Raw genomic sequence first — 18,004 nt, 5'->3', positions numbered from 1 at the left:
AAGGGGAGAGGAGCAGGTATCAAGATACGCCGCCCCCATCACCTCACTGGCACGCCAGGCATTCGTCGTAATCGGTGCTCTCGCCCAGATCGAACTTCGGCTTCTCGATCGTGTTGTCGGCTTCGACGCCGCCGGCGAAGCCTGCGCGCTGGACCGACTTTGAGCGCAGATAATAGAGCGACTTGATGCCCAGTTCCCACGCGCGGAAATGGAGCATCAGCAGATCCCACTTCTCGACATCGGCCGGGATGAACAGATTGAGCGACTGCGCCTGGTCGATATAGGGCGCACGGTCGCCGGCGAGTTCGAGGATCCAGCGCTGGTCGATCTCGAACGACGTCTTGTAGACATCCTTCTCCTCGGTGCTGAGGAAATCGAGATGCTGGACCGACCCGCCCTTTTCCAGGATCGAGTTCCACACCGCATCGGAATTCTTCGACTTCTCGCTGAGAAGCCGCTCGAGATACGGGTTCTTGATCGAAAAGCTCCCCGACAGCGTCTTGTGCGTATAGATATTGGCCGGGATCGGCTCGATGCACGCGCTGGTGCCGCCGCAGATGATGCTGATCGACGCGGTCGGCGCGATCGCCATCTTGCAGCTGAAACGCTCCATCACCCCCATGTCGGCGGCGTCAGGGCACGGCCCGCGCTCGACCGCGAGCTGCATCGACGCCTCGTCGACCTGCGCCTTGATCTGGCGGAAGATCTTGAGGTTCCAGCTCTTCGCCATCGCGCCTTCGAACGGCAGCCCGCGCGCCTGGAGGAAGCTGTGAAAGCCCATGACGCCCAGCCCCACCGAGCGCTCGCGCATCGCCGAATAGCGGGCACGCGCCATTTCCTCGGGCGCACGCTCGATATAGTCGGTGAGCACATTGTCGAGGAAGCGCATCACGTCCTCGACGAACTGCTTGTCGTCCTTCCACTCGTCCCAGGTTTCGAGGTTGAGCGAGGACAGGCAGCACACCGCGGTGCGATCGTTGCCGAGATGGTCACGGCCGGTCGGCAGCGTGATTTCGCTGCACAGGTTGGAGGTCGAGACCTTCAGCCCCTGCTCGCGGTGGTGGCGCGGCATCGCCTTGTTCACATGGTCGCTGAACACGATGTACGGCTCGCCGGTCGCCAGCCGGGTTTCGACCAGCTTCTGGAACAGTGCGCGCGCGTCGACCTTGCCGCGCACCGACCCGTCCTTGGGGCTCTTCAGCTCCCATTCGGCGCCGTCGCGCACCGCTTCCATGAACGCGTCGGGAATGAGGACGCCATGGTGCAGGTTGAGCGCCTTGCGGTTGAAGTCGCCCGAGGGTTTGCGGATTTCCAGGAACTCCTCGATCTCCGGGTGCGAGATGTCGAGATAGCAGGCGGCCGATCCACGGCGCAGGCTGCCCTGGCTGATCGCCAGCGTGAGCGAGTCCATGACGCGGACGAACGGAATGATGCCGCTGGTCTTGCCGTTGAGGCCGACCGGCTCGCCGATACCGCGCACCGCGCCCCAATAGGTGCCGATGCCGCCGCCGCGCGAGGCGAGCCAGACATTCTCGTTCCAGGTCTCGACAATGCCCTCGAGGCTGTCGGGCACCGAATTGAGATAGCAGGAAATCGGCAGCCCCCGCCCGGTACCGCCGTTGGACAGGACCGGCGTCGCCGGCATGAACCACAGCCGGGAGATATAGTCGTACAGCCGCTGGGCGTGCGCGGCATCGTCCGCATAGGCCGACGCGACGCGGACGAACAGGTCCTGGAACGTCTCACCGGGCAGCAGATAGCGGTCCTTCAGCGTTTCCTTGCCGAAATCGGTCAGCAGCGCGTCGCGCGAATGATCGACCTCCACCGGGTACATGCGCGGCGCAATCGATTTTGAATCGGCGACCGGACGCGCCGTGTCGGCAGCAGCGGGCGCATTGGTGGTAATGGTGTCGTTCACGCGCTCGTCCTGCGTTTCCCTGAAATCCATGCCTTCCACCCCGTTCCTTGTCCGTTCGACTCGGGGCCTGTGCCCCATGCTATGCTCTTGGCGGGGGAAGCGCGAGAACAAAAAGTGTCCATCGCCGTGCCGGAGGGCGCGTTCGCCCTTGCCCGCGATATAGGATCGCGGACAAGCGTTTACCAGCAATTGGGTCGTTTCCCCCGTCCCAACCACTATAGATTGTGCCAACACGAATCCGGGCGCAAGACGGTAAATGACAGATCAGGGACTCGGCCATGCTCGGGGCGCATCAGCGCCGACACCCGGATTCCGCGACGCGCGGACTTCTGCGGCTTTCAGATTTTTCAAGAGAACATTGGTCGAACGAAAATAAATCGGCGACGGCGGAACGCGTCGAGTCAAACCGTGCGTCGGGCTGCAGATCAAGCGGTGCGCATCATGGTCGATGCGCCGAGCCGGGCGGCGTTGCGCAATGGCTCGACCGACCGTCGCACCCGCGCCAGGATCAGGCCGCCTTCCAGCGCCGCGATCGCCAGGTCGGCGCGCGCCGCAGCCGCTTCCTCATCATGCCCCGCCGCTTGCAATGCCGGGATCAGCCGCGCCGACCAGTCGGCATAGGCGGCCAGCACCGCTTGATGGATCAGGGCGTCTTCCGGTCCGGTTTCCTGGGCGATCACCGAAATCAGGCAGCCTTCGCGCCAGTCCGACTGGGTCAGCCAGCCCCCCATCGCGTCGGCGATCTGGATCAGGATGTTACCCGGCGCGACGCCGTCCTGCACGCGCCGGTCGATCAGTGCGGCGACCTGTGCGGCAAGGAACGCGACCGCCTCGGCGGCGAGCTGCGGCTTGCCGCCGGGAAAATGGTGATAGAGCGAGCCGCGCGGCGCGCCGGATGCGGCGATGACGTCGTTGATGCCGGTGCCGGCATAGCCACCGCGCTGGAACAGGCGGACCGCCGCGGCCAGGATACGCGCGCGCGTGTCGCGCGGTGGCTTCACGCCCGCAGCGTCGGCTCGCGTGTCACTGCCACGTACAGCGCCGGGTCCGGCCATGCGTCGTCCGCCTCCTCAAAGCGGAAGGTCTTAGGCCCGACACGGGTCGGGTCAAACCCCTTCGCCGCCCAGGCGTGGAGCGCGGGGTCATGGCCGAACCGGCAATCCGGTCGGCCGATGCGATAGGTCAGGCCCTTATAGTACATCGGCAGCAGCGGCAGTTCGGGCGAGACGAAGGGCGGTGCGACGCTGGTCAGCGCGGCGTCCGGGCCGCAGGCGTGGATCGCGGCGAGCAGTTGCGCGCCGTCGCCGGCGGCATCGACGACGATGTCGAAGAGGGCACCGTCCAGTTCGGCGACATCGGCCATCACCTGCGCGCCATAGTCGCGGGCTATTCCCCGGCGCGCCGGGTCGGCGTCGACATAAACGGTGCGTCCGGCCCCGAGCATCACCGCGAGCGCCGCGGCGAAAATGCCGATCACCGGCACCATCCCGCCGATCACCAGCACCGTGCCGCCCGGCCGCCGCGCCAGTTGCGGGCCGACCGCGCGCCAGGCGTCGGTCGCCATGTCCGCCAGGCCGATCAGCGCGGTCAGATCGACGCCGGCGGGCAACGGCACCAGCATCGCGGCCGCGAACGGCACGCGCACCAGATCGGCGACGCCGCCGCCATAGCCGCCGGCGCGGCCCATGCCGTAGCTGGCCCCCAGCGGCACGCGCTCACACCGCCCGGTCGCGCCCGCCTGGCACATCCGGCACTCGCCGCACGAAATCTGTGCGGGCACGATCACCCGCTGGCCGATCGCCAGCCGTTGCGCCGCGCGCGCGCCCAGATCGACGATCTCGCCGATAATCTCGTGGCCGATTGGTTCGCCGACCGCGAGCGGCATCCGTCCGGCGAGATACAGCGTGTCGAGGTCGCAGCGGCCCATGACGAGCGGACGGACGATCGCGGCATCGTCGCTGTCGAGGCGGGGATCCACGGCCTCGCGCCACTCGACCCGTCCGGGCCCCGCAAAGACCAAGTGGCGCATCAGTTCGCCACCGGCGCGACCGAGGCAAGCATGACCGCGACCGGCGCGCCCCAATCGTCGCCGCCGTCGCCGGCATGCACCTTGACTTCGACGCTCACCTGTCGCCGCCCTGCTTTGAGCACGGTGCCGACGGCGCGCAATCGGGTACCGCGCGCGGCCTTGAGGAAGTGGATGGTATAGCTGGCGGTGCGGACATCACCCGCCACCGTCGCCGCGGCCCAGCTCGCCGCCGTGTCGGCCAGCGCGCCGACAATCCCGCCATGCGCTGCGCCGTGATGCTGGCTGAGTTCCTCGCGCAGCTCGATCTCGATGGTCACGCCGCCGGTGTGGAGATCGACGATGCCGACCTTGAGCCAGGCATTGAAGCCCTGGCTGGCGGAAACCTGTTCCAGCGCGGCGCGGACGAGTTGGGGATCGGGTGAGGTATGCACTCCGAATGACTAGACCGACCAGTCTAGAGAGTCGAGTCGGATCAGTAAATTCATGCCGGCGCTTGACTGGTTTGACGTCGAACTATACAGGTTCGACATCGAACTTAATCAGCGAGTCGGGGAGTTGGCCTGTCGACCCGCATGACGTCGGGAGACCGCTTGTGAAAACTGATCCGATGCGCACCGAGCTGCGCGCCTTCCTGACCGGCTTTATCGGCACGTTGCTGCCGCTGGTGCTGGTCATTGCCCCGACGCCTGATCCGCTTGCTGCTGGTGCCGCCCGTGGCGAGGCGGTGGCGCGATGAGCCCGCGGATCCTGTTGCTGGCGACCGCGTTGCTTCCCGGCGCTTGCATGAGCGGCGGAACGGGATCGGGCGCGCTCAGCGGCGGTGGGGGCGGCGTGCGCGGCGAAACCGCGTTCCGCGCGACCGGCCATGCCAGTGTGTTCCAGTCGGCGCACGCCCCCGAAGCCGTTGCGCAATGCTTTCGCGACCACGCGCAACTGCCGCCCCATGCACTGGTCGCCCCCGATCCGATCGACGGCGCGCCGCTCTATCGCCTGCGCTATCAGGATTACTGGTTCGAACAGATCGCCTTTCGTCGCAGCGCAGATGGGGGCACCCGGATCGAAATCCTGTCCTCCGCCGCCTATGACGCTGCGTGGACGGGGCGGTTCGTGCGCGACCGGCTGGAGCCGCTCGGCCGGTGCATGGGCCGCGACACCGATCAGGCCGGCACGCAACTGGCAGTACGGCGATGAGCAGCGTCCGGATGCTGTCGCGCGGGTCGCTGGGCGTGCTGGTCGCGGCGTCGCTGCTGCTGGTCGGGGCGTGCGCCTATCGCCACGAGGGGCTGGATCGCGGCCAGGCTTTTGCCGCTCGCCACTTCACCGACCGGCCGAACGTCGTTCACCCCGCCGACAATCCCCCGACCCCGGCCAAGGTCGCGCTGGGCCGCGACCTGTTCAACGACGCGCGCCTGTCGGCGGACGGCGCGCGGTCCTGCGCCTCGTGCCACCGCGCCGATCGCGGCTTCGGCGACGGCGTCGCGCGCGCGCCGGCGCGCAGTGGCAGGCAACTGCTGCGCCACACGCCCACGATCTGGAACGTCGCCCATGCGCCGTCGCTGTTCTGGGACGGCCGCGCCCCGACGCTGGAGGCCCAGGCGCTGATGCCCGTGATGGCGGGCGAGGAACTGGGACGCCACCCCGCCGCATTGATCGACCCGATCCGCGCGGATGCCGGCTATCGCGCGCGCTTCGCCGCCAGTTTCCCCGAAGAGCCCGAGATCAGCGAAGCGACCGTGTCAAAGGCGATCGCGGCCTATGAACGCACGCTGGTATCGGGCACCGCGCCGTTCGATCGCTGGGCGGCCGGAGATGCAAAGGCGATCAGCCCGGCGGCACAGCGTGGCTTCGCGGTCTTCGCCGGGCCCGGCAATTGCGTCGCCTGCCACCGCGGCGCGATGTTCACCGACGGCCGGTTCAAGGATATCGGGCTGCCCGACACCGATCTCGGCCGGGGCGGCATCACCGGCAACCGGCTTCGCGATCATGCCTTTCGCACGCCGTCGCTGCGCGAGATCGGGCAGACCGCGCCCTATATGCATGACGGCTCGCTGCCGACGCTGGCCGCGGTCGTCGATCATTATTCCGACCGGCTCGTCGAACGCCCGCTGGGCGCGCGCCGGGTGCAGCTGTCCCCCGATCAAAAGCGCGATCTGGTCGCGTTCCTGCACACGCTCGACAGCGATCCGTCGCCGGCGGGCGACGATTAACCGAAAGGAGCCGAACCATGGCACTGCCCCGACGTCAATTCATCCGCCTCGCCGGCGGCGGCATCGTGCTGGCGGCGGGCGGTGCGGCCGCATTCGTCACCACGCGGACGCCCGAACGCGCGCTGGACCCGTGGCGCGTCGCGGCGGCGGATCACGATGCCGACCCGCGCCGGTTCGCGCTGGCCCATGCGATCCTGGCCCCCAACCCGCACAACCGCCAGCCCTGGATCGCGGACATCCGCACGCCCGGCGAAGTCACGTTGCGCGTCGACCGCACACGGCTGCTGCCGCAGACCGATCCGTTCAATCGCCAGATCACGATCGGGCTCGGCTGTTTCCTGGAGCTGATGGTCATTGCCGCCGCCGAGCGTGGCCAGCGCGTCGACCTGACGCTGTTCCCCGACGGCGAGGATGCACGCGGGCTGACCGACGGGCGGGTGGCGATCGCGCGCTTTCGTGCCGACGCCGCGGTCGCCCGCGACCCGCTGTTCGCGCAGATCCTGGCGCGGCGATCGAACAAGGCGCCGTTCGACACCACCCGCCCCCTCGCCCCGGGCATGCTCGCGCCGATCCTGGCAAGCGCCCGCCACGGCCCCGCCGTCGGCGGATCGGTGGACACCCGCTCGATCGCCCGGCTGCGCGAACTGACCGTGCGGGCGCTGCGCATCGAAGTGGCGACGCCGCGAACCTATCGTGAGAGCGTCGACTTGTTCCGCATCGGCCGGGCGGAGATCGAGCGCAATCCTGACGGGATCGACTTTTCCGGGCCGTTGTTTGAAAGCCTTGCCCTCGTCGGGCAGTTCAACCGCAAGACGCTGGCCGACACGTCGTCGTCCGCCTACAGTCAGGGGATGCAGGCCGTGCTCGCCAACCCCGCCACCGCAATGGGCCATGTGTGGATGGTCAGCCGCACCAACACCCGCGTCGACCAGATTGCCGCCGGGCGCGACTGGGTGCGCCTCAACCTGGCGGCGACGCGCGATGGCATCGCCATCCACCCGCTCAGCCAGGCGCTGCAGGAATTTCCCGAGATGGCCGACCCGCATCGCGCGCTTCACGCCCTGCTCGCCCCGGGCGGCGGCACGGTTCAGATGCTGGCACGGATCGGCCACGGTCCGGTCGTGCCGCCCAGCCCGCGCTGGCCGCTCGCCGCCAAACTGGTCCGGGCATGACCGCGCACGGCCACCTGAAGGCGTCGACCGCCAGCGCCGCAGGCGAGCCGGGCGAACTCGGCCTGTTCGCCTTCTTCAACGAAATCGGCATCATCAATCAGCTCGCCTCGGCATTCTTCACCCATCTGCTGCCGGATGGCGTCCATGTCGCGCACTTCGCGATCCTGAACCACATGGCCCGGCTGGGCGACGACCGCACGCCACAGCAGCTCGCATCGGCAATGCAGGTGACCAAGGCGACGATGACCCATTCGCTCCAGGTGCTGACGGCACGCGGCTTCATCACGCTCCATCCCGATCCCGATGACGGCCGGTCCAAGCGCGTCCGCCTGACCGACCGCGGCCGCGCCTTTCGCGACGCGGCGATCGCGGCGGTCGAAACCGGTTTCGCGCCGATCGCGGCGCAGCTGGCGGCCCTGCCGATGGCGGCGGTCACCGAAACCCTGCGCAAGGTCCGCATCGTCCTGGATGAATCGCGTTGACCCGCCCACCGGTGCCGCAGGGCCAGGGCGACATTACGACGAACGCACACCATATGGAAAATGACGGCGGGATCGGAATCGAGTGAGTGACGCAAGGATGACGGCCGTTCCCCATATCAACGCGATCGGCACGGCGGTGCCCGGCCATGACGTGCACGCAAGCTTCATCGCGTGGGCGGAGGCACGGCTGAGCGATCCGCGCCTGCGAGGGATTTTCCGCCGCATGGCCGGACGCTCGGGCATCCGCCATCGCTGGTCAGTGCTGCCATATGCGCCCGGCGGCGGATCGCCCGTCGATCATGGCGGGTTTTACAATGGCGGCGGGGTGCCCGGCACTGCGCGGCGCATGGCCGTCTATGCCGAACAGGCCCCCGCGCTGGCGCGTGCCGCCGTCGATGCGCTGGCCGTGAAACACCCGCCGCACGATATCACCCATCTGGTGGTGGCGAGCTGCACTGGCTTCGTCGCCCCCGGGATCGATCAGCTGCTCGCCGCCGATCTCGGCCTGTCGGACCGCGTCGAACGCGTGCTGGTCGGCTTCATGGGCTGCTACGCCGCGGTCGCCGCGCTACGTACCGCAAGCCATATCGTCCGTTCCGAACCCGGCGCGCGGGTGCTCGTCGTGACGGTCGAGCTTTCGTCGCTGCACCTGCAGTATGACGACCGGATCGAGCCGCTGCTGGCCATGCTTCAGTTCGGCGACGGCGCGGCGGCGGCACTGGTGACGGGCGATGCGGCGGGTTTCGCGATCGACCGTCGCTTTTCGCTGGCGATGCCCGACAGCGGCGACCTCATCACATGGACCGTCGGCGATGCCGGTTTCATCATGGAATTGTCGGGCGAGGTGCCCGGCCGCATCGCCGCCGCGCTGGGCGATGCGCGGGTCCGCGATGCGATCCTGGGCGACCGGCGGGCCGACGCGATCGACGCATGGGCGGTGCACGCCGGCGGGCGATCGATCCTCGACGCGGTCGGGCACGGGCTGGGGCTGGCCGCCGATGGACTCGATCCCTCGCGCCGCGTGCTCGAACGCTTCGGCAACATGTCGTCGTCGACGCTGATGTTCGTCCTCGCCGACATGCTGGACGACCCCGCGAAGCGCTGCGGCATCGGCATGGCGTTCGGCCCCGGCCTCGCGGTCGAGGGCTTCGGCTTCCACCGCGCGCCATGATGTCGCTCGCCACCCGCGCCCGGATTGAGGAACAGATGGACGCGCCCGACATCGCGCCCGCGACCTATGCCGCGGTGCTGCGCGACCTGTCGCGGATCAATTGGTGGACGCGCACCGCCGCGCCGACGCTCGCCTTTCTCGATCGGGTCGCGCGGCCGGGCGAGCGGTTGCGCGTCCTGGACGTCGGATTTGGCGCCGGCGACATGCTGCGCGCGGTCGCCGGCTGGGCCCGGGCGCGCGACATCGCCGTCGACCTGGTCGGCGTCGACCTCAACCCGCTGAGCGCCGATGTCGCGGCGGCGGCAACCCCGGCGAACGTCGCGATCGAATGGCGAACCGGCGACTATGCCGACCAGCCCGGCCCGTGGGACGTCGTGATCAGCAGCCAGGTCGCGCATCACATGACGCCGGCGCAGCTCGACCAGTTCATCGCCTTCATGGAAACGACCGCGCGGCGCGGCTGGATGATCAGCGACCTGCACCGCCACCGCATCGCGCATCTTGGCTATCCGCTGCTCGCCCGCCTGCTCGGCGTCCATCGCATCGTGCGCGAGGACGGCCGGCTGTCGATCGCGCGCAGCTTCCGCGTCGCCGAATGGCGCGAAATCCTGGCGCGCGCGGGTGTCGCGTCCTTCGCGCGCATCTCATGGCACATCCCGTTCCGGCTATGCGTCACCCGCGCGCGCTGATTATCGGCGGTGGGCCCGCCGGGGCGGCGACCGCAATCCGCCTGGCGGGGGCGGGCGTCGAGACGCGGGTGCTCGAACGCAGCACGGGGCCGCACGATACGGTGTGCGGGGGGTTTCTGGGCTGGGACGCGCTAGCGGCACTCGACCGGCTGGGCGTCTCTGCCGCGGGCCTGGGTGCGCACCCGATCCGTCGCCTGCGACTGGCGCATGGCCGTCGCGTGCGCGAGGTCGCCCTGCCCTTTGCCGCCGCGGGCTTGTCACGGCGCGTGCTCGACGAGGCCTTGCTCGCTCGCGCTTCTGCGGCGGGGGCTGGTGTGACGCGCGGCGTCAAGGTCCGATCGGTCGACCCCGATACCCGCAGCGCCGAACTGGCCGACGGCACCCGCATCATCGGCGAGGCGCTGTTCCTCGCCACCGGCAAGCATCCGTTGCGCGGCGCGCCCGCGCGCGGCGAGGCAACGCGCGACGGTGCACTGGGACTGCGCATCGGCTATGTGCCCGATGCCACGACGCGCGCGGCGCTGGACGGCGTCATCGAGCTCTATCCGTTCGACCAGGGCTATGTCGGCCTGCTGCTGACCGAGGACGGCCGGGTCAACCTGTGCCTGTCGAGCGCGCCCGCGCGACTGCGCGCGGCGGGAACCGCGATGGCGCTGATCGGCGAGCTCGGCGGGGAAAGTCCGCTGCTGGGCGAACGCGTCGCCGGCCTCGCGGGTCAATGGTCCACGATCGCGGGCGTCCCCTATGGCTGGCGCGCGGCCGACGGTATCCACGGCGTGTTCCGGCTGGGCGATCAGGCGGCGGTGATCTCGTCGCTTGCCGGCGACGGTGTCGCCATCGCACTGCGGAGCGGCGAGCGCGCCGCCGCCGCGATGATCGCGGGGGGCGCACCGGAATCGGCACGCTATCAGCCGCGCTTTGCCCGTGAAGCAAAACGCCCGATCGCGACGGCGGGGGCACTGCGTTATGCCGCCGAACGCCCGGCGCTGAGGCCGCTGCTTTTCGGCGCGATGGGGCTTGGTCTCGGGCTGGGACCCTGGCTGTCCGCCGCTGCCGCACGGCTGACCCGTATCGGATAGCCGGCGGCACTGGCCGACCCCGACCTTCGCACCCCTTGCCATCGCTGCCGCGCTGCGCCAGCCTTGACGCGACACGAAAATATGGGGGTTTGCGATGCGATCGACTTTGCGGGGCGTGGCCGCCCTTTCCCTGGCTTATGCGCTGCCGGTTCTGCCCGGCCAGGTCCAGGCGCAAACACAGGCGGGCGTCGCGGTCGAGGAACTGTCGATCGAAGACCTCCAGACCCAGATGAAATCGGGCAAGTCGACGAGCGAGGCGATCACCGCCGCCTATCTGGCGCGCATCGCGGCGATGGACCGCGCCGGGCCGACGCTCCGCAGCGTGATCGCGGTCAGCCCCGACGCGCTCGACCAGGCCCGCGCACTCGACGCCGAACGCCGTGCCGGCAAGCTGCGCGGGCCGCTCCATGGCATTCCGGTGCTGATCAAGGACAATATCGAGACGCGCGAGCTGCCGACGACCGCGGGCAGCCTGGCGCTCAAGGACAATATGACGGGTCGCGACGCGCCGCTGGTCGCGCGGCTGCGCGCGGCGGGCGCGGTGATCCTGGGCAAGACCAACCTGTCGGAATGGGCGAACATCCGATCAAGCGACAGCATGAGCGGCTGGAGCGCCGTCGGTGGCCTGGTGCGCAACCCCTATGCGCTCGATCGCAGCGCATGCGGGTCGTCGAGCGGGTCGGGCGCGGCGGCGGCGGCCAGCCTGGCGGCGGCGACGGTCGGCACCGAAACCGACGGGTCGGTTGTCTGCCCCTCGTCGATCAACGGACTGGTCGGGCTGAAGCCGACGGTCGGCATGATCAGCCGCACCCATGTCGTCCCGATCAGCCATACGCAGGATACGCCGGGGCCGATGACGCGCAGCGTGCGCGACGCTGCGATCCTGTTCGCCGCGATGGCGGGCAGCGATCCCACCGATCCCGCCACCGCCGATGCCGACCGGCTGAAGCGCGACTATGCCGCCGGCCTTTCCACCAAGGCGCTGGCCGGCATGCGCGTTGGCGTCGTGCGACCGAACATGCGCAAGGAGCTGGCCGAGCGGTTCGATGCGGCGCTGGCGGTACTGAGGGCGGCGGGGGCGACGCTGGTCGATGTCGAGTCGATTCGCCCCCAGGGGCTGGGCGAGGCCGAGTTCCTGATCCTCCAGACCGAGCTCAAGGCGGATCTCGACGCCTATCTGGCGACGACGCCCGCGACCGTCACCGCCCGCACGCTCGACCAGTTGATCGCGTTCAACACCGCCCATGCCGCGACCGAAATGCCCTATTTCGAACAGGACATTTTTGATGGCGCGGTCAAGATGAAGGGGCTCGACGACCCGGCCTATCGGGAAGCGCTGGCCAAGGCGGCGAAGCTGGCCGGGCCGGAAGGCATCGACGCGATGCTCGCCAAGGCGCGCGTCGCGCTGATCGTCCAGCCGACTACCGGGCCGGCATGGCTGAGCGACCCCGTGCATGGCGATCAATATGCAGGGCCGAGCGCCAGCCAGCTGCCCGCCGTGTCGGGCTATCCGCACCTGACCGTACCGATGGGGCTGGTCAGCGGGTTGCCGGCGGGGCTGTCCTTCATCGGACCCAGGCATTCCGAGCAATTGCTGCTGAACGCCGGCTATGCCTATGAACAGCGCGCAAAGGCGCGGGCGAAGCCCGGCTATGCCGCGACGGTGGCAACGGGCAAGGGGCTGGAGGCCGCGGCGCGGTAAGCGTGACTCAGGACCTCGCCTGTCGGGCGACGCGCGCCTGCCAGAACGTCAGCAGCGGCACGACGCCCAGTTCGATCGCCAGCCCGGCGAGATGCCCGACCGACGGCGCGCCGACGATGACCAACGACGCCAGACGGCCCAGCCCGCCGGCGACGACCAGCGCCGCGAGCAGGCGAAAGCGCGGGCCGCGTCGCTCGATCGCCGGGATGCACGTCGCAAAGCCGATGCCGAGCGCGAGGAAGATGCCCGACAGATAGCGGAAATGACTGTCGAGATCGGTCGATCCCCCGCCACTGCCGAGCCAGTCCGGCCCGCGCCACAGGCTCAAGGTCGCCGCGCTGAGCGGGACGAGACAGGTGAACGCGACCGCAAGCTGGAGCAGCCGGCGTTCGATGTCCGCCCTCACGCGCGGTCGCGTTCGAGCAATTCGGCGCGCACATGGATGGCGCGCAGCGAAATGCGCACCTCGACCAGGAACAGGATCAGGCCGGCGACCAAAGCCACCATCGCCGCGATGAACAGCGAGGCGACGACAGTGCCGATCCTGAGCTTGACCAGCTCGGCGACGAACAGCATCGCGACGACCAGCGAGATCATGACGGCGCTGGCGACGCACAGCGACAGTGCCGCGTTGATCACCGTGATCCGCCGGTCGAGGATGCGCAATTCCCACACGTGGCGGTCATGTTCCGGCCCGGTCGAGCGCGGATGGAGCTGTTCGAGCGTGCGCACCCGGTCGACGATGCGCGCCAGCCGGCCCGCCAGCACGTTGAGGATCGCGCCCAGCCCGGCGAGCAGGAACACCGGCGCGATCGCGGTCTGGATGGTCGAGGCGACGGTCGAGATGCCGGGCGTGATGAGCATGGCTGGCGCTATGCGGTCGAAAACGCACGCGCGGCAAGCGGAATAACCGCCCGCTTCCACCCATTGGTAACGCCTGTTCGGCTAAACCCGGCGCGATGACGAAGCCAATGCCGCTCGCCCAGTTCACGCGCCTGCCGCCCGCACTGCATGTCGAGGCGCTGGCGGGCCTGTCGGGCGCGATCGACCTGGTCGCGGCGCGTGCGCCGGAAAGTCACCGTTTCCTGCGCTATGGCTGGTACGATGCGGCGATCCGCACCTATGGCGGCACCGCGCGCACGCTGATCGTGCAGTGCGAGGGCGCGCCGGTCATCGCGCTGCCGATCGCGGCCATGGGCGCGCCGTGGACCGGTTGGGCGCGCGTACCGGGAAGCTATTGGCCGTTCCGCAGCTTTCCCGCCGCCGCCGACGCCGGGCTGGCCGCGTTCGATGCGCTGCTCGGGCAGCTTGCGCGCGAAGCCGTCGTCCTGCGGCTCGGACCGATCTACGACGACGATCCCGTGCTGCACCCGATGCGCCGCGCCGCACAGGCGGCCGGATGGACGGTGATCGACCGCTTCGTCGCCGACAGCTACCGCCTAGACATGGCGGCGGCGGCGCAGGACGGCGGCTGGCCACGCGCATCGACGCGCAAGAAGAACCGTTTCCACGAAAAGCATCTGGCGACGCACGGCGCGCTCGAATGGTCATTCGTCACCGGCGCTGAGTGGTCGGCGGCGCGGTTCGACGCGCTCGCCGAGATCGAACGGCAGAGCTGGATCGCCACGCGCACCGACGGCCGCGACGCCAAGTTCACGCTCGACGGCCATGGCGGCTTCTGGCGCGCGGTGGCGGACGACCCGGTGATTGCCGACATGCTGTGGGCGGCGGTGCTGACGATCGACGGGCGCCCGACCGCCTTTTCCTTCGACCTCAACACCGGCGCGCTTAAATATGCGATCGCCAACAGCTACGATCCGGTGGTGGGCAAGCATTCGCCCGGCAAGCTGCTTTATTATCGCAACCTGATCCGCGCGATGGCGGACGGGATCAAGATGGTGGACTGGGGTGCGGGGGACAGCGGCTACAAGCGCACGATCGGTGCCGTCCCCGGACCCGCCATCCGCGACTGGTTGTTCGTGCGACCCGGCGTCGCGGCATCGCTGGCGCGGCTGATGGCCGGGTGGTGGGCACGCAGCGGAAATAGCCGCCACGGCACCGCGGCGGAAGCTGAAGACTGAAGAACCGGTCCGCTTGCGCGGATCAGCCGCGGTTGCGCCGATCCTGCTGGCGACGCTCGGGTCCGGCGTAGCTCGGGTCCTGCGCGACGCGGCGATCGCTGCGACGGCGTTCGTCGGACGTGCCGGTGGCGTTCGGCGTGGGCTTCGGGTCCATCACAAACCTCCTGGTGCGGGAAGCGGAGTATGGCCGAAAAAGGTTAAGTTCGCGTTCCGACACCCGAAAGCGCCGGCCACAGCCCCGCAATGACCGTCAAGGTGCCCAGTCCCGCCGACAGCGCGACGCGCAAACGCAGCCACCATCGCGGCACCAGTCCCGCCGCGGCGAGCCGCGCGTCGACCAGCGGAGAAGCCAGGATCATCACCCCGATCGCCAGCGTCGAGGGTTGGGGCCAGGGCTGACCGATCAGCCAGGGAACGCCGCTCGCCAGCGCGATGAGCGAGGGGAGGACTGCCGCGATCCACACCCAGCCCGGCGTGTCGCGCGCCGCTGCCGCCGCCAGCCCCCACCACATTCCACCCAGAAAGGTGAAGATCAGCGCCGCATAGGCATAGGCAAGGGTGACCGCGACAAAGCGCCATTGCGGATCGCCCCCGATCAGCAGCGCCACCGCGACGATCTGGGGCAACAGGCCGGCAAAGCCGAGCAGGCGGGGCATGGCGGGGATGGCGGTGACGGGGGCTGTCGCGTCGACGGGTCGGGTCATGGCCGCGACATTATCCACGTCGATCGCGATGCAACAGCTGGCTTGAAGGACAGGCACGTCGGCATGGCCATAATGGGTGGCAATCCCGGCGCAGGCGGCATAGATAGCGCGCTGTATCCGGCAACCTGCGCCGCGCGGGCGGGAACGCCGCCAGCCGAGCATGCGAGAAAGGCCCTCCCGATGAGCACCCAACCCAGCGCGCTGCACATGGTCCAGCCCGACGGCTTCTTCACCCGGGCGCTCGCGGACGCCGACCCCGAAATCTTCGCGGGCGTCGCCGACGAGCTCGACCGCCAGCAGCATCAGATCGAACTGATCGCGAGCGAGAACATCGTGTCGAAAGCGGTGCTGGCCGCGCAGGGATCGGTATTCACCAACAAATATGCCGAGGGCTATCCGGGCAAACGCTATTATCAGGGCTGCGCGCCGTCCGACCGGGTCGAGACGCTGGCGATCGAGCGTGCAAAGCAGCTGTTCGGTTGCAACTTCGCCAACGTCCAGCCGCATTCAGGGGCGCAGGCCAATGGCGCGGTGATGCTGGCGCTGACCAAGCCGGGCGACACCATCCTGGGCATGAGCCTGGATGCCGGCGGCCACCTGACCCACGGGGCCAAGGCGGCGCAGTCGGGCAAGTGGTTCAATGCCGTCCAATATGGCGTGCGCGCCGACGATCACCTGATCGACTATGACCAGGTCGAGGCGCTGGCGCGCGAGCACAGGCCCCAGCTGATCATCGCGGGTGGCTCCGCCTATCCGCGCATCATCGATTTCGCGCGCTTCCGGGCGATCGCGGACGAAGTCGGCGCGCTGTTCCTGGTCGACATGGCGCATTTCGCGGGCATCGTCGCCGCCGGGCTGCACCCGTCGCCCTTCGGCCATGCGCATGTCGTCACCACGACCACGCACAAGACGCTGCGCGGGCCCCGTGGCGGCATGATCATGACGAATGACGAGGCGATCGCGAAGCGGATCAACTCGGCGGTGTTCCCCGGCCTTCAGGGCGGCCCGCTGATGCACGTTATCGCGGCCAAGGCGGTGGCGTTCGGCGAGGCGCTGGAGCCGCAGTTCAAGAGCTATATCGCCGCCGTCCTCGAGAATGCGAAAGTGCTGGCCGCGACACTCAAGGAGCGCGGGGCCGATCTGGTCGCGGGGGGCACCGACACCCACCTGGCGCTCGTCGACCTGCGTCCGCTGGGCGTCACCGGGCGCGACGCGGACGAGGCGCTGGAGCGTGCCGGCATCACCTGCAACAAGAACGGCATCCCGTTCGATCCGCTGCCGCCGCTCAAGACCAGCGGCATCCGCGTCGGCACGCCCGCCGGCACGACGCGCGGCTTCGGCCCCGCCGAGTTCCGCGAAGTCGGCCACATGATCGCCGACGTGCTCGACGGGCTGCGCGCCAAGGGCGAGCATGGCGATGCGGACGTCGAGGCGGCGGTGCGCGGCCGGGTGCGGGCGTTGTGCGAGCGCTTCCCGATCTATCCGGAGGCGTGATTGCGCTGCCCCTTTTGCGCGCATGACGACAGCCAGGTGAAGGACAGCCGTCCGAGCGAGGACGGCACCGCGATCCGCCGCCGCCGGCAATGTTCGGCGTGCGGCGCGCGCTTCACCACCTTCGAGCGCATCCAGATTCGCGAGTTGACCGTGCTCAAGAGCGAAGGCAGCGGCAGCGAGCCGCGCCGCGAGCCGTTCGATCGGGAAAAGCTGTTGCGATCGGTGTCGATCGCGTGCCGCAAGCGCCCGATCACCAGCGTCCAGATCGACCGGCTCGTCTCCGGCATCCAGAGGCAACTGGAAACGATGGGCGACGGCGAGGTTGCCAGCCAGACGATCGGCGAACTGGTGATGGAGGGGCTGAAGGGCCTCGATTCCGTCGCCTATATCCGCTTCGCCAGCGTCTATAAGGATTTCCGCGAGGCGCGCGATTTCGAGGAGTTTGCCGGATCGGTGAGTGCGGTGGCGCGGAAGTGAATCCGCCCGCGATCGTCCTCGTCCGCCCGCAACTTGGCGAGAATATCGGCAAGGCGGCGCGCGCGATGCTGAATTTCGGGTTGACCGACCTGCGGCTCGTCGCCCCGCGCGACGGGTGGCCCAATCCGGCCGCCGGCCCGGCGGCGAGCGGCGCGGATGTGGTGCTGGAGCGCGCGCAGGTGTTCGACACGCTGGCCGATGCGATCGCCGACTGCGCGCATGTCTATGCGACGACGGTGCGCAAGCGTGGGGTGACCAAGCCGGTCGAGACGCCCGAGGTGGCCGCGCGCGCCATTCACGCTGCCGCCGGACGGTCGGCGATCCTGTTCGGGCCGGAGCGTTCGGGGCTGGAGACCGACGATGTGGCGGTCGCGCGCACGATCATCACCGTGCCGATCAACCCCGAGTTCGGATCGCTCAATTTGGCGCAGGCGGTGATCCTGGTCGCCTATGAATGGTCAAAGCATGTCCCGAGCGACGTCGAGGGGGGCATGGCGCTGGCCAAGCCGCCCGAGGTCGAGCTTGAGCCTCCGGCATCGCAGGCGAGTTTGGACGGCCTGATCGCGCATCTCGACGCGATGCTGGAGGGCGCGGGCTATTTCTTCCCGCCCGACCGCGCGCCCGTGACGCGCCGGACGCTGCGCACGCTGCTGACCAAGCCTGGGTGGAACGAGCAGGAAATTCGCACCCTGCGCGGGGTGCTGAGCACGCTGGAGCGGCCGCGGGAGCGGTGAGGTTGCGCTGCGTCCTTCGATACGCCGCCCTTCGACTGCCTGCCAAGGCAGGCGCTCAGGACAGG

21 protein-coding genes are annotated in these 18,004 nt (G+C 69.0%); 13 read left to right on the top strand and 8 right to left on the bottom strand.

Translation table 11 applies throughout. From position 1 onward, the window contains the following. Nucleotides 1-43: 43 nt before the first annotated feature. From AX709_RS08590 to AX709_RS08575, 4 genes are all read right to left on the bottom strand, one after another. A complete protein-coding gene (locus tag AX709_RS08590) occupies nt 44-1,948 on the bottom strand; it encodes a ribonucleoside-diphosphate reductase subunit alpha (RefSeq protein WP_066548811.1) in 1,905 nt (634 codons plus the stop codon). A 395-nt stretch (nt 1,949-2,343) separates the two neighbouring features. Beyond that, on the bottom strand, nt 2,344-2,919 hold the full coding sequence (locus AX709_RS18600) for a TetR/AcrR family transcriptional regulator (RefSeq protein WP_066548808.1): 576 nt from the start codon (nt 2,917-2,919) through the stop codon (nt 2,344-2,346). Continuing rightward, a complete protein-coding gene (locus AX709_RS08580; RefSeq protein WP_066548807.1) occupies nt 2,916-3,947 on the bottom strand; it encodes an alcohol dehydrogenase catalytic domain-containing protein in 1,032 nt (343 codons plus the stop codon). The genes AX709_RS18600 and AX709_RS08580 overlap by 4 nt, the downstream gene beginning before the upstream one ends. Beyond that, the gene (locus tag AX709_RS08575; protein WP_066548804.1) at nt 3,947-4,378 is read right to left on the bottom strand and encodes a PaaI family thioesterase; all 432 of its coding nucleotides are present in this window, start codon (nt 4,376-4,378) and stop codon (nt 3,947-3,949) included. Before AX709_RS08575 ends, AX709_RS08580 begins: the two co-directional genes overlap by 1 nt. Before the next feature lie 161 nt (nt 4,379-4,539). On the opposite strand from AX709_RS08575, the gene AX709_RS18595 reads away from it, so the two are divergent. From AX709_RS18595 to AX709_RS08535, 9 genes are all read left to right on the top strand, one after another. After that, the gene (locus AX709_RS18595; RefSeq protein WP_156437675.1) at nt 4,540-4,683 is read left to right on the top strand and encodes a hypothetical protein; all 144 of its coding nucleotides are present in this window, start codon (nt 4,540-4,542) and stop codon (nt 4,681-4,683) included. Next, nucleotides 4,680-5,138: a hypothetical protein gene (locus AX709_RS08570; RefSeq protein ID WP_066548801.1), complete on the top strand. Its 459-nt coding sequence runs from the start codon at nt 4,680-4,682 to the stop codon at nt 5,136-5,138. The genes AX709_RS18595 and AX709_RS08570 overlap by 4 nt, the downstream gene beginning before the upstream one ends. Continuing rightward, nucleotides 5,135-6,154 (top strand): cytochrome-c peroxidase, encoded by a 1,020-nt coding sequence (locus tag AX709_RS08565; protein ID WP_066548797.1) that lies wholly within the window; start codon nt 5,135-5,137, stop codon nt 6,152-6,154. The genes AX709_RS08570 and AX709_RS08565 overlap by 4 nt, the downstream gene beginning before the upstream one ends. 17 nt (nt 6,155-6,171) lie before the next feature. After that, nucleotides 6,172-7,326, top strand: a complete 1,155-nt coding sequence (locus AX709_RS08560) for an Acg family FMN-binding oxidoreductase (protein ID WP_197419019.1) — start codon at nt 6,172-6,174, stop codon at nt 7,324-7,326. Continuing rightward, nucleotides 7,323-7,808, top strand: coding sequence for a MarR family winged helix-turn-helix transcriptional regulator (locus tag AX709_RS08555; protein WP_082731692.1), 486 nt, complete (start codon nt 7,323-7,325; stop codon nt 7,806-7,808). The genes AX709_RS08560 and AX709_RS08555 overlap by 4 nt, the downstream gene beginning before the upstream one ends. Nucleotides 7,809-7,905: 97 nt before the next feature. After that, a complete protein-coding gene (locus AX709_RS08550) occupies nt 7,906-8,979 on the top strand; it encodes a type III polyketide synthase (protein WP_066548792.1) in 1,074 nt (357 codons plus the stop codon). Then, the gene (locus AX709_RS08545) at nt 8,976-9,668 is read left to right on the top strand and encodes a methyltransferase domain-containing protein (RefSeq protein ID WP_197419018.1); all 693 of its coding nucleotides are present in this window, start codon (nt 8,976-8,978) and stop codon (nt 9,666-9,668) included. Before AX709_RS08550 ends, AX709_RS08545 begins: the two co-directional genes overlap by 4 nt. Continuing rightward, on the top strand, nt 9,626-10,747 hold the full coding sequence (locus AX709_RS08540; protein ID WP_231727465.1) for an NAD(P)/FAD-dependent oxidoreductase: 1,122 nt from the start codon (nt 9,626-9,628) through the stop codon (nt 10,745-10,747). The genes AX709_RS08545 and AX709_RS08540 overlap by 43 nt, the downstream gene beginning before the upstream one ends. 94 nt (nt 10,748-10,841) lie before the next feature. Next, nucleotides 10,842-12,449 (top strand): amidase, encoded by a 1,608-nt coding sequence (locus tag AX709_RS08535; RefSeq protein WP_082731691.1) that lies wholly within the window; start codon nt 10,842-10,844, stop codon nt 12,447-12,449. Between the two features lie 7 nt (nt 12,450-12,456). Here AX709_RS08535 and AX709_RS08530 read toward each other — a convergent pair whose 3' ends face one another. Together AX709_RS08530 and AX709_RS08525 are read right to left on the bottom strand one after the other, a co-directional pair. Then, nucleotides 12,457-12,855: a DUF4345 domain-containing protein gene (locus tag AX709_RS08530; RefSeq protein ID WP_066548787.1), complete on the bottom strand. Its 399-nt coding sequence runs from the start codon at nt 12,853-12,855 to the stop codon at nt 12,457-12,459. Beyond that, complete coding sequence (locus AX709_RS08525) at nt 12,852-13,313, bottom strand: DUF2721 domain-containing protein (RefSeq protein WP_066548785.1); 462 nt, start codon at nt 13,311-13,313, stop codon at nt 12,852-12,854. The genes AX709_RS08530 and AX709_RS08525 overlap by 4 nt, the downstream gene beginning before the upstream one ends. Nucleotides 13,314-13,408: 95 nt before the next feature. Between AX709_RS08525 and AX709_RS08520 the strand changes: the two genes are divergently transcribed. Beyond that, the gene (locus tag AX709_RS08520; RefSeq protein WP_066548782.1) at nt 13,409-14,530 is read left to right on the top strand and encodes a GNAT family N-acetyltransferase; all 1,122 of its coding nucleotides are present in this window, start codon (nt 13,409-13,411) and stop codon (nt 14,528-14,530) included. Nucleotides 14,531-14,552: 22 nt separating this feature from the next. On the opposite strand, the gene AX709_RS19305 is transcribed toward AX709_RS08520, so the two are convergent. Both AX709_RS19305 and AX709_RS08515 read right to left on the bottom strand, forming a co-directional pair. Next, nucleotides 14,553-14,684: a hypothetical protein gene (locus AX709_RS19305; RefSeq protein ID WP_269450161.1), complete on the bottom strand. Its 132-nt coding sequence runs from the start codon at nt 14,682-14,684 to the stop codon at nt 14,553-14,555. 43 nt (nt 14,685-14,727) lie between these two features. After that, a complete protein-coding gene (locus AX709_RS08515) occupies nt 14,728-15,234 on the bottom strand; it encodes a DUF3429 domain-containing protein (RefSeq protein WP_066548852.1) in 507 nt (168 codons plus the stop codon). 180 nt (nt 15,235-15,414) lie between these two features. Here AX709_RS08515 and glyA point away from each other — a divergent pair, with 180 nt between their 5' ends. Genes glyA through AX709_RS08500 form a run of 3 tightly spaced genes read left to right on the top strand, consistent with a single transcriptional unit; the run spans nt 15,415 to nt 17,939 of the window. Then, nucleotides 15,415-16,728, top strand: coding sequence for a serine hydroxymethyltransferase (gene glyA, locus AX709_RS08510; protein WP_066477972.1), 1,314 nt, complete (start codon nt 15,415-15,417; stop codon nt 16,726-16,728). Next, nucleotides 16,729-17,205: a transcriptional regulator NrdR gene (nrdR, locus tag AX709_RS08505; RefSeq protein ID WP_066548778.1), complete on the top strand. Its 477-nt coding sequence runs from the start codon at nt 16,729-16,731 to the stop codon at nt 17,203-17,205. Further along, nucleotides 17,202-17,939 carry an RNA methyltransferase gene (locus AX709_RS08500; protein ID WP_197419017.1) on the top strand — a complete coding sequence of 246 codons (738 nt, stop codon included), beginning with the start codon at nt 17,202-17,204 and terminating at the stop codon, nt 17,937-17,939. The genes nrdR and AX709_RS08500 overlap by 4 nt, the downstream gene beginning before the upstream one ends. The last annotated feature ends 65 nt before the right edge of the window (nt 17,940-18,004 follow it).

It is taken from the genome of Sphingomonas sp. CCH15-F11 (assembly GCF_001557005.1).
GTDB lineage: Bacteria > Pseudomonadota > Alphaproteobacteria > Sphingomonadales > Sphingomonadaceae > Sphingomonas.
This window is presented reverse-complemented; position numbering and strand designations above follow the sequence as displayed.